The 9351-nt window shown below is 69.5% G+C and carries 9 protein-coding genes; 6 read left to right on the forward strand and 3 right to left on the reverse strand.

The genetic code is table 11. From position 1 onward, the window contains the following. Positions 1–181: 181 nt before the first annotated feature. Both QR77_RS36590 and QR77_RS36595 read right to left on the reverse strand, forming a co-directional pair. Positions 182–1822: a M4 family metallopeptidase gene (locus QR77_RS36590; RefSeq protein ID WP_040026278.1), complete on the reverse strand. Its 1641-nt coding sequence runs from the start codon at positions 1820–1822 to the stop codon at positions 182–184. Positions 1823–2082: 260 nt separating this feature from the next. Further along, positions 2083–2499, reverse strand: coding sequence for an ATP-binding protein (locus QR77_RS36595; RefSeq protein ID WP_052489334.1), 417 nt, complete (start codon positions 2497–2499; stop codon positions 2083–2085). 417 nt (positions 2500–2916) lie between these two features. Between QR77_RS36595 and QR77_RS36600 the strand changes: the two genes are divergently transcribed. From QR77_RS36600 to QR77_RS36615, 4 genes are all read left to right on the forward strand, one after another. After that, positions 2917–4071, forward strand: a complete 1155-nt coding sequence (locus QR77_RS36600; RefSeq protein ID WP_052489335.1) for a fused response regulator/phosphatase — start codon at positions 2917–2919, stop codon at positions 4069–4071. Continuing rightward, a complete protein-coding gene (locus QR77_RS36605; RefSeq protein WP_040026280.1) occupies positions 4068–5642 on the forward strand; it encodes a CHASE3 domain-containing protein in 1575 nt (524 codons plus the stop codon). The genes QR77_RS36600 and QR77_RS36605 overlap by 4 nt, the downstream gene beginning before the upstream one ends. Continuing rightward, on the forward strand, positions 5639–6082 hold the full coding sequence (locus tag QR77_RS36610; protein ID WP_040026281.1) for a response regulator: 444 nt from the start codon (positions 5639–5641) through the stop codon (positions 6080–6082). The genes QR77_RS36605 and QR77_RS36610 overlap by 4 nt, the downstream gene beginning before the upstream one ends. A gap of 103 nt (positions 6083–6185) precedes the next feature. Then, positions 6186–6638, forward strand: a complete 453-nt coding sequence (locus tag QR77_RS36615) for an ATP-binding protein (protein ID WP_040026282.1) — start codon at positions 6186–6188, stop codon at positions 6636–6638. A gap of 83 nt (positions 6639–6721) precedes the next feature. Here QR77_RS36615 and QR77_RS36620 read toward each other — a convergent pair whose 3' ends face one another. Continuing rightward, positions 6722–7879 (reverse strand): PP2C family protein-serine/threonine phosphatase, encoded by a 1158-nt coding sequence (locus QR77_RS36620; RefSeq protein WP_236710954.1) that lies wholly within the window; start codon positions 7877–7879, stop codon positions 6722–6724. Positions 7880–7976: 97 nt separating this feature from the next. Here QR77_RS36620 and QR77_RS36625 point away from each other — a divergent pair, with 97 nt between their 5' ends. Both QR77_RS36625 and QR77_RS36630 read left to right on the forward strand, forming a co-directional pair. Then, positions 7977–8528: a MarR family transcriptional regulator gene (locus QR77_RS36625; protein ID WP_078877593.1), complete on the forward strand. Its 552-nt coding sequence runs from the start codon at positions 7977–7979 to the stop codon at positions 8526–8528. Positions 8529–8749: 221 nt separating this feature from the next. Continuing rightward, positions 8750–9091 carry an STAS domain-containing protein gene (locus QR77_RS36630; RefSeq protein WP_052489806.1) on the forward strand — a complete coding sequence of 114 codons (342 nt, stop codon included), beginning with the start codon at positions 8750–8752 and terminating at the stop codon, positions 9089–9091. The last annotated feature ends 260 nt before the right edge of the window (positions 9092–9351 follow it).

Genomic DNA, 9351 nt, shown 5'->3' on the forward strand with positions numbered 1-9351 from the left:
CGACACTCGCCATTATGCGCGGCCTCGGTTCCGGCCGCGTCGTCGTGTTCGAATGTGTGTGGATGTGTCCGGTCATGCCGTATGCCGGGCGGCGCGCGGACAACAGACAGGGCACGGACCCCGCGTAAGACAAACGCGTGGACCGTGCCCCGGAATTACATTGTGTGTCTGTCTTGCGTGGTTACTTCACCTTCACGGCGGTCCAAGCGGCACCGACCGTCTTGTACTCCGTGCTGTCGGCCCCGTACAGGTCCTTCGCCGCGCTGAGCGTCGCGGTGCGCGCCTTCGCGTAGTTGGTGGTGGAGGTCATGTACGTGCTGAGCGCCTTGAACCAGATCTGTACGGCCTTGTCGCGGCCGATGCCGGTGACCTTCGAGCCGTCGGCCGTCGGGCTGTTGTAGGAGACACCGTTGATCGTCTTCGCGCCGCTGCCCTCGGACAGCAGGTAGAAGAAGTGGTTGGCGACACCGGACGAGTAGTGCACGTCCAGGTTGCCGAGCGAGGACGACCAGTAGTCGGGCGAGCCGGTGCCGCCGTGCGCGGCGTCCTTGCTGGGCTGGTCCATGAAGCGCAGCGGGGTGCCGTCGCCGTAGAGGTCGACCAGTTCGCCGATGTTGTAGTCGCCCGTGTCGGAGGCGGTGTTGGAGTAGAACTCCACGGCGGTGCCGAAGATGTCCGAGGTGGCCTCGTTGAGCCCGCCGGACTCGCCGGAGTAGATCAGGCCGGCCGTGGCGGCGGTGACGCCGTGGCTCATCTCGTGGCCCGCCACGTCGAGTTCGGTGATGGAGCGGGCGTTGCCCTCACCGTCGCCGTACGTCATGCAGAAGCAACTGTCGTCCCAGAACGCGTTGACGTAGTTCTGGCCGTAGTGGACGCGGGAGTACGCGGCCTTGCCGTCGCCGTTGATGCCGTTGCGGCCCAGGACGTTCTTGTAGAAGTCGAAGGTCTCGGCGGCGCCGTACTGGGCGTCGACGGCGGCGCTCTGCCGGCCACCGCCCCAGACGTCGTCGGGGTCGGTGAACAGCGTGCCCTTGGCGGAGGACGAGCTCTGGTTGGCGTCGTACGTCTTGTGGCCGCCGCGTGCGGCGTCGCTGAGCTGGTACGAACTGCCGCTCTTGGTGGTGCCGATGGTGACCTTGCCGTCCCAAGTGCCCGTACCGGTACCGGTCTCGACGTCGTCCTGGCGGGAGAGCTCCTTGCCGGTGGCCGCGTCGGTGATGACATGCAGTCTGCTCGGCGTGCCGTCGGCCTGGAAGCCGTTCACGACCGTGTCCCAGGCCAGTACGGGCTTGCCGTCGGCCGCCCAGATCACCTTGGTGGCCGTACCGGCCTTCGCCTTGGTGGTCTTCGCCGACGAAGCCGCCTTCATCGCCGTGGACTTGGCGGTGGTGGCGGCGACCTTGGCGTCGGTGGTCGCCACGGAGATGCGCGCGGTGGTCGCCTTGGTGACGGTGCTCGTGCCGCCGGCCGCCTGGTGGACGATCAGGTCGCCGCCGATGACCGGCAGACCCGCGTACGTACGGTCGTAACGGGTGTGGACCGTGCCGTTGGCGTCCTTGATGACGTCCTTGACGACGAGCTTCTCCTGAGCGCCGAGGCCAAGGGCCTTGGCCTCGCTCGCCGTTGCCGTCTGGGCGGACTTGACGGCGTCGGCGTGCTGGGTCGCCGAGAGCGCGAGGGCGTTGGCGCCCTTCGTGCCGGCGGCGGAGTCCGTCTGCGCGCTCGCGCCGGTCTGAACTCCGAGGGCGACCATGGCCGCCGAAGCGACCAGTGCCGCTATACGAAGGGTGTTCCTGCGGGGGGTGGAAGCTAGCTGGCTCACTCAGTCTCCAAGAGTGCCGGGCCGCCCGGTTCGGCAGCCCTGTGGGGGGATGGAACTCACCGCGATACGTGGTGACGCCGGGTAAGTTGTCCAGAGCCTGACATCTCTTGGTCGATTTCCAACAGCCTTGTAACCAGGATTTGACCTTGTGTTGTCAGACAGACGCCGTATAAGGCGATCAAATGGACGCTACGCGCGTCCAACTGCCTCTCCGCAGAGGCCGATCGGGTCGGCGGAGGCGCCTTGTCGCCCGGAACTGATCAGAACCGGAGGGTCGCGCGGACGAGTTTGCCCTCGGCTCCCAGGGGTATTACCGCCACCTCGGCCAGCCGGTGCACCAGCGGCCAGCCGTATCCGCCCGGCAGCCACTCCTTGCCGTGCTCCCTCTGTACGGGTACGGCCTGCGCGGCGTCCCGCACTGTGATCTCGACCACGCCAGGCCGGCAGGAGACCCGCAGGCCCGTCACGCCACCGGCGTGCCGCAGCGCGTTCGTCACCAGCTCCGAGACCACCAGCACTACATCGGCCTCGACCGCGGTGGGCTCCAGCGCCAGAGGCACCCGCAGCGCCAGGAACGATCTCACCAGGGCGCGGGCCTCGGCCGCGTCCGCCGGGAGCGCGTCCATCGTCGCCGGCTCTCCCGCGACGGCGTCCGCCCCGTCCTCCACTGTCGTCATGCCTGTACCCCCGTACGCGGCCGCGGCTTCCCGCCCGTTCGCCGTCCCTGCCCGTCCACCCGCCCGTCCCCCCGTTCGCCGTACGCGCGCCCGGAAGGGAAGGCTCCGCCGCAGAGCATCGCACGATTCCGGTCGTGCTTGAATTGTTCGCCCGTCCCGGGCGCTTTGCGGCACAACGGACGTTCACCGTTCGCGCACCACCCAGGAGAGATGCTCCCGGTTGTCGCATATGCTTCCGGCCGGAATGGCGCCGTGAACCCGCGCCGTCCTGTGTGAGCCAGGGGGTGGAGAGTGAGTGAGTTCCCCGCAGGTGTCTCGTCGCGTCCGGAGCGGCTTCGCCGTCGCCCGGCGCCGGTACCCGCGCAGGCGCAGGTCTCAGCGGTGCAGCGTGACTCCCTATGGGCCACGGACGCCGTGATGCTGCTCGTCGAGGACGACGCGGGCGACGCCCTGCTCGTCGAGGAGATGCTCGCCGACAGCGATCTCGATTCGTCACTCACCTGGTGCAAGACGATGGCGGAGGCCGAGCAGTTCCTGCTCGACCGCACCACCGTCGTCACCCCCGTCTGCGTACTCCTCGACCTCCACCTGCCGGACGTGCACGGCGTCGACGCCGTCACCCGCATCGTGCGCAGGGTCCCCGACGCGGCCATCGTCGTCCTCACCGGCATGGCTGAGGGCGAGGCCGGCCTCTCCGCCGTCGCGACCGGCGCGCAGGACTACCTCGTCAAGGGACGCTTCGACCCGGAAGCGCTCAGCCGCGCCGTCCGCTACGCCCTCCAGCGCAAGCAGGTCGAGCAGGCCTCGGCCGCCCTGCGGGCCAACGAACAGATCGCCCAGGAGAACGCCCGCCTCGAACGCGGCCTGCTGCCCGTACCGCTGCTGCGCGGCGAGGACTTCGAGGCGCTCGCCAGATACGAGCCCGGCCGCGCCCACGGACTGCTGAGCGGCGACTTCTACGACGTCGTGCAGACCGCCGACGGCACGGTGCACGCGGTAATAGGGGACGTCTCGGGCCACGGCGCCGCCGAAGCCGCCCTCGGCGTCTGTCTGCGGGTCGCCTGGCGCACCGCGGTCCTGTGCGGAACGGTGCCGCTGGAGCAGGTGCGGCTGCTGGAGGAGATCCTTGTCGCCGAGCGCGCCGACCCCCATGTCTTCGCCACCGTCACTTCCCTGGTCTTCCCGCCAGGCGGGCGGCAGGTGCGCGTCGTACGCGCCGGGCACCCCGGTCTGCTCGTACGGGACGGCGCCGAGGTCCGCTGGGAGGAGCCACGCGTGGGCATGGCCCTGGGCCTGCTGCCGGGCGCCGGCCGCTGGGCCGAGACCGAACTGCCGCTGCCACAGGGAGGACATGTGGTGCTTTTCACGGACGGCCTCTTCGAAGGACGTACGAGCCCCTCGGAGCGGCTCGGCGAGGAAGGGCTGCTGAGCCTCGCCCAGGAGCACGGGACGCTGCCGGCCGGGGCCTTCATCGACGCGCTGGTCGACGGCGCCACGAGAGGCGCCGCGCCGTACGGCGGACTCGCCGACGACGTCGCCGTGCTCCACCTCGGCTGGAAGGCCGCGCTTTGAGTGCCGGTGGCGTCAGCGCCTGGCGCACCGCCCGGTCCCGGCTCTCCGTACAGGGCTGGGTCCGGCTCATCCTGGGCGCGCTGGTGCTGGTCGTGTGCGCCTGTACGGTCGCCGGCGGGGTGCTGCTCTCCCAGACCAACGCCCGGACCGACGAACTCGTGGACCACATCCAGCCGGCCCGCGCGGGCGCGCTCCAGTTGCAGAAGGCCCTGCTCGACCAGGAGACCGGGCTGCGCGGCTTCGCGCTGACCGCCGACCCGTCGTTCCTGGCGCCGTACAACCAGGGCCGCTCCGACGAGAAGCGCTTCGCGCTCGGCCTCGGCCGCACCGTGGCCTCCGATCCCGTCCTCACCGCCGACCTCCACCACATCACGGCGGCAGCCTCCCGGTGGCGGACCGAGGTCGCGCAGCCGCTGATCACGTCCGTACGGACCAGGGGCGCCGAAGCCGCTTCGGCAGTGAGCCTGGTGCGGAGCAAGACCGAGTTCGACAGTCTGCGGGGCCTGTTCACCACCCAGCAGAGCCATCTCGACGCCGCCAGGGACCGGGCCCGCCTCCGGCTCGACACCAGCCGCTCGCATCGCGACTCCGTCTTCCTCGCCGCACTGATCGTCTTCGCCGTCGCCGTGATCGGCCTCGCCGTCGTACTGCACCGCATGGTGGGCCGGCCGCTGAGCGCCCTGCGCGCGGCCTCCGACGACGTACGCGCCGGAGCGTTCGACCAGCGCATCGAGATCAGGGGCCCGGCCGACCTCAGAGCCGTGGGGGCCGCAGTCGAGGACATGCGCAGGCGCCTCGCCGACGAACTGGCGGCCGCCCGCTCCCGCGAGGACCTGCTCGCCGAGCAGACCGAGGAACTGCGCCGCTCCAACTCGGAACTCGAACAGTTCGCGTACGTGGCCTCGCACGACCTTCAGGAGCCGTTGCGCAAGGTCGCCTCGTTCTGCCAGTTGCTGGAGAAGCGGTACGGCGACGAGCTGGACGACCGGGGCAAGCAGTACATCGACTTCGCCGTCGACGGCGCCAAGCGGATGCAGGTCCTGATCAACGACCTGCTCACCTTCTCCCGGGTGGGGCGGGTGCACGACGCCTGGCGGACCGTCGGGCTGGAGACCACCCTGGACAGCGCCCTGGGCAACCTCGGCATGGTCATCGAGGAGTCCGGCGTCACCATGGTGCGCGAGGACCCGCTGCCCGAGGTGAACGGCGACCCGACCACGCTCGCCATGCTCTGGCAGAACCTGATCGGCAACGCGATCAAGTTCCGCAGGCCGGACGTCCCTTCCGTGATCACCGTGAACTGTGTCCGTGAGGACGACGACTGGCATCTGACCGTCTCGGACAACGGCATCGGCGTCGCACCCGAGTTCGCCGAGAAGGTCTTCGTCATCTTCCAGCGCCTGCACGCCAGGGACGAGTACGAGGGGACCGGCATCGGCCTCGCGCTGTGCCGCAAGATCGTCGAGTTCCACGGCGGCAGGATCTGGCTGGAGCCCGTGCCCGACGGCGGCACCGGCATCCACTTCACCCTCCCCGCCCTGCCGACCACTCCGCCTGGAGACGCACAGTGAACACGCCCCTTCAGCCCATCGAGGTCCTGCTCGTCGAGGACGACGCCGGTGACGAACTGATGACCCGCGAGGCGTTCGAGGACAACAAGATCCGCAACACGCTGCATGTGGTGCGCGACGGCCAGGAAGCCCTCGACTTCCTCTACCGGCGCACCCGCTACGAGGGGGCCCCGCGGCCCGATCTCATCCTGCTCGACCTCAACCTGCCGAAGTACGACGGCCGCCAGGTGCTGGAGAAGATCAAGACGGATCCGGCGCTCGCTTCGATCCCGGTGGTCGTGCTGACCACCTCCTCGGCCGAGGAGGACATCCTCCGCAGCTACAAACTCCACGCCAACGCCTATGTCACCAAGCCGGTCGACCTGGACCAGTTCATCGCCGCCGTACGGCAGATCGACGAATTCTTCGTGACCGTGGTCCGGCTTCCGGGGCGCCAGTGACGTCTGTCACAAGAGGGGGACGCATGCGGTCGGATTCGGGGGGCATAAGCGTTGTCGGAGAAGGGGGACCCGATCGCCCTTACCGGTGCGCGGGCAGGAGCGTATGAACGACCAGACCATTACTGTCGGCGGTGCCCACGCGCCCGTCGTGGCGGATTCCGTGGAGCCTCTGCGCAGAGCGACCCAGTTCACCGGCGAGCCGGGCTGTATCGCCGAGGCGCGGCGGCTCGCCGTGCGTTTCCTCCAGGAGCTGGAGGCGGAGTGGTTCGCCGAGTTCGGCGACCACACCTGTGACGACCTGCTACTGGTCGTCAGCGAGCTGATCACCAACGCCGAGCGGCACAGCCACGGTCCTTACATCCTGGAGCTGGAGGGCAGCGACCGGCGTGTGGCCGTCACCGTGTACGACAGCAGTTCGACGCTGCCGCGCCGCTTCGAGCGTGACCCCACCCGGCTCGGAGGGCACGGCCTGGAGATCGTCCACGCGCTCTGCGACCGGCTCACGGCGGAGCGGGTGCCGGTCGGGAAGCGCGTGCGGGCGATCTTCGAGCTGTAGCCCCCGGGGTACGGGGGATAGCGGTACCGGGGATACGGGACGCCTCGGCCCGGCCGTCCCGTACCCGTACCCGTACGGGCGGCTCAGCCCTTGCCGTCGCCCGGTCTGCCGAACCAGTCCAGGCAGAGCACCAGGGCGTCGTCAGCCGTCTCCGTCTCCCGGTGGCCCGCCAGTTCCGTCAGTACGGCGCGCGGCACCATCGCGGCAGGCAGCAGACTCGTCGCGTTGATCACCCGGGCCAGCGCGCGGTCCCCGTACACCTCGCCGCGCGGCGAGACCGCCTCGTAGACACCGTCGCTGACGAAGAACAGCCGGTCGCCCGGCAGCACCCGGAACGACTCCGCCACATAGTCCGACTCCTCGAACATGCCGAGGGGGAGCTGCGCGTCGAACTCGACGCGCTCCACACTCTTGCCGCGCTGCCGCCAGAGCTGCGGCGACCCGGCGTCCACCACGTCGACCTTGCCCGTCTCCAGGTCGAAGCGCAGCAACAGCGTCGACACCGACGCCGCGCCCCGGTACTGCTCGTACAGCGCCTGGTCGGCCAGCGACGCCTGGTCGGCGATGCCGATGCCGGCCCGGCGGGCGTTGCGCAGGGCGTTCACGACGAGATTGGTGAGCAGCGAGGCCTGGATGCCCTCGCCCATGCCGTTGGTCACGGAGAGCGTCAGCTCGCCGGCCTCGGCCGACCAGTCGAAGTTGTCGCCGTGGATGGAGTACGCGGGCTCGAGCTGGGCCCCGATGGCGTACTCCCGTGCCGTGCAGGCGCGCGCCGGAAGCAGGTTCCACTGCATCTCGGCCGCGAGCGTCAGCCGGTTGACCCGGCGGGCCCGCTGGTAGAGATCGGTGTCCCGCTCGGCCACCAGGATCTCGTGCCCGAGCAGCTCGGCCACCTGGGTCAGGTCGTCGACGGCCTCCGGCGTCGAACGGTCTCCCGGCAGCCGGACCGTGAGGATGCCGAGGCGTTCACCCCGTACGGTGACCGGCAGCAGATGGTCCACCTCGTCCTCGTGCCTGAGCTGCTCGTGGGGCTCCTGGCTGCCGAAGGCGCGGCCCTCGGGGCTGTTGTGCAGCGACAGCGCCTCCTCCGGGTGGGCGGCCACATCCACCGGCTGGAGCACGGTGAGCGCGTAGTCGGCGAGGTGCAGCCGTACGGCGCTCGCACCGTACGATTTGATGAGCGCGGCGCGAACCGTGTCCAGCAGGGCGTACGGCGCCGCTGTGCGAACCGCTCTTTCCACATCCGCGAGTGCAGTCACTGTCGTTCAGGCCTTCTTCTTCCAGGGGTGAGATCCGTCCGGGCTGACAAAGGCCCATGCCGGATGAAAGAGTGGATCGATGACTCGTTTCACCGGGCAGCCGCGCCGGCGCCAGCAGGTCGCTGAAGCGGCCGCTGCCGCCTCCGAGCTGCTTGAGGTGCTGTGGGGTCGCGGACAGGACGCGGCGCCCTCGGGGCCGGTCTCGCCTTCCCAACTACGTGCCCTTCTCGTCATCGAGAAGCACGAGGGTGCGAACCTCCGGACCCTGGGCGAGGTCCTCGGCTCGCGGCCGTCCTCGCTGAGCAGGCTGTGCGACCGGATGGAGGCGATGGGCCTCGTACACCGCTCGCAGAGCCCCACGAGCCGGCGTGAGGTGGAGCTGCGGCTGAGCCGGCGGGGTCACAAGGTGCTCGACGAGTACCGCGCCTTCCGTACGAGGGAGGTCGGCATGGTGCTCGATCAGATGGACCCCTCGGACATCATCATGCTCGCCGACGGGCTCGCCGCTTTCCGCGCCGCGGCCACCGGACGCCTGGGGGCGGTGGACGGCGCGTCCGAAGGCCGGGGACACCCAGGAGGTCCGGGGCAGCCGGGGCATCCGGGAGAGAGCCACGTGGCGGACAGCGCATAGCTTCATTGAGGCCCACTTCCTGGCATCCGCACGTTAGTCGACGCGGGAGGCCGCCCCCACGTGATCGGTGAACAGATTGTTGCTCACTGGAGAATGTTGTCAAATGACAAGTATCGCTTCTATCGTGGTGGCAGCGTGTAGTCATCTTCGTTCACCTTCCGAGCCCCCGAGGGATTGTCGTGCTACCTCCCCACAGTGCGGGTCACGCCGTCGGTGTGACCGTGCGACAGGATGACGACGCGTTCGTTCTCGGCGTGAGCGGTGATCTCGACCTCGAGAGCATCGCACCGCTCGTCACCGCGCTGGCGGAGGCGGGCGGAGCCGGGGAGGGTCCCGTCGTCCTCGACCTGTCCGGAGTCGGTTTCGCCGACTCCTCCACGGTGAACGTGCTGCTCCGGGCCCACAGTGAGCTGGGCCCCAGGCTGCGTATCGCCCGGCCGTCGGCCTTCGTCGAGCGCTTGTTCGACGTCATTGGCCTGCGGCAGGCGCTGCCGGTGTACGACACCGTGGAGGACGCCCTCGTACGAGGTTCGTCGGACCCGGCCGCCGTGCGGGAGCCTTAACGTCACGAATGTGCGGCACATGTCCAGGTACGGGAACAGTGCGCGGTTGGACTACAACTGCGCGGGTGTCACCCGGGTCTGACCTCGTGACCGGCCCGGGACCGGGCACGGAGACGACAAAAACGGGGTACCTGACATGTTCCGATCCACCGCACGTTCCGCCGCACGCCCCATAGTTCGACGCCCGGCCCTGGCAGTGGCCGGCGCCGTCGCCGCGCTCGGCCTCGCGCTCTCGCCGGCCGCTCCGGCGTCGGCGGCCT

It is taken from the genome of Streptomyces sp. 150FB (assembly GCF_000818195.1).
Lineage (GTDB): Bacteria > Actinomycetota > Actinomycetes > Streptomycetales > Streptomycetaceae > Streptomyces.

What these genes read in the sequence shown, in the direction of transcription:
- QR77_RS36595 (WP_052489334.1), bottom strand. Translation starts at nt 2,499, where the DNA reads ATGACGACAGTGGAGGACGGGGCGGACGCCGTCGCGGGAGAGCCGGCG.
- QR77_RS36600 (WP_052489335.1), top strand. Translation starts at nt 2,917, where the DNA reads ATGCTGCTCGTCGAGGACGACGCGGGCGACGCCCTGCTCGTCGAGGAG.
- QR77_RS36615 (WP_040026282.1), top strand. Translation starts at nt 6,186, where the DNA reads ATGAACGACCAGACCATTACTGTCGGCGGTGCCCACGCGCCCGTCGTG.
- QR77_RS36625 (WP_078877593.1), top strand. Translation starts at nt 7,977, where the DNA reads ATGACTCGTTTCACCGGGCAGCCGCGCCGGCGCCAGCAGGTCGCTGAA.